This window comes from Marinococcus tarijensis (assembly GCF_054971385.1).
In genome coordinates this window covers 1-1,056 of the sequence record NZ_JBQOJA010000081.1, presented here as the reverse complement: position 1 = coordinate 1,056, position 1,056 = coordinate 1, and the positions used below count along the sequence as shown (strand labels likewise).

General features: G+C 55.7%; 1 protein-coding gene. It reads right to left on the bottom strand.

Annotated features, from left to right (window positions below):
* Positions 1 to 9: 9 nt before the first annotated feature.
* Positions 10 to 954, bottom strand: coding sequence for an IS30 family transposase (locus ACTTK7_RS17235; RefSeq protein ID WP_462869332.1), 945 nt, complete (start codon positions 952 to 954; stop codon positions 10 to 12).
* Positions 955 to 1,056 lie beyond the last annotated feature (102 nt).

Genomic DNA, 1,056 nt, shown 5'->3' with positions numbered 1-1,056 from the left:
CTTAGATTGTCAATTTAAGCGCAACACTTCTTTTTGAAACACATCGTCCGTGGTCTTCCCATGTAAACATTTTCTGGGGCGGCGGTGAATCAGTCCAGTGACATAGTCCACTTCCTGCCGGCTGAGGAGAGCTAAATCCATGCCCTTCGGGAAAAATTCTCGGAGAAGGCCATTGGTATTTTCATTGGTTCCCCGCTGCCAGGCGGCATAGGGATCGGCAAAATACACGGGCACGCCCCGGGTCTCGAGGGCGGGAAAGCAGGCGAATTCTTTGCCCCGATCCACCGTCATGCTTTCAAAAACACCACGGGGATACTGATCCATCAGCGTTTCCACGGCAGTGGCTACGGTCCCGGACCGCCGGTCCGGTATTGGGACAGCCAACAGGTGCCGGCTTTTGCGTTCGGTAAGCGTCACCAGGCAACCCTTGCTTTTTCCACGGGACGAAACAATGGTATCCATTTCCCAGTGCCCAAAGGTTTGCCTAGTATCTACCGCGGCGGGGCGTTCCTCGATGCGCCGACCGATCGTGAAACGGCCACGGGTTTCCCGCACCTTCTTCCGTTTGCCTTTTTGCCGGAGGCAGCGCAGGTCTCCCTGCACCAATAACCCCTGGTACAGCCATCGATAGATCGTGCGGCACTCCACCGTAACCTCCGGGACGTACCGGGCGATTTGTTCGGGGGACCAGGTCGCATGGAGATGACGGGTAATGGCTTGAAGCAGCTCGGGCGTCGCTTTACCTTTTCGCCCGCAGGCCTTCCGCCGTTGACGATAGGCTTCCTGGGCCTGCGCAGCCTGATACGTTTCGGAAGATGCCTGGCGCCGGCGTTCCCGGGAAATGGTCGATGGATGCCGGCCCAGAAAAGCCGCAATCCGCCGGATGGACCAGCGGAGGCTCGTCAGAGCCTCTAGTTGTCCACGTTCGATCATGGTAAGATGAGAGTAGCTCATGGTATCCCTCCGTGTGAGTGTTTGGTGGTACTTTCATTTTACACTGGGATACCATGGGTGTTTTTTATTTTTTAGGTGTTGCACTTAATATTACAATTCAAG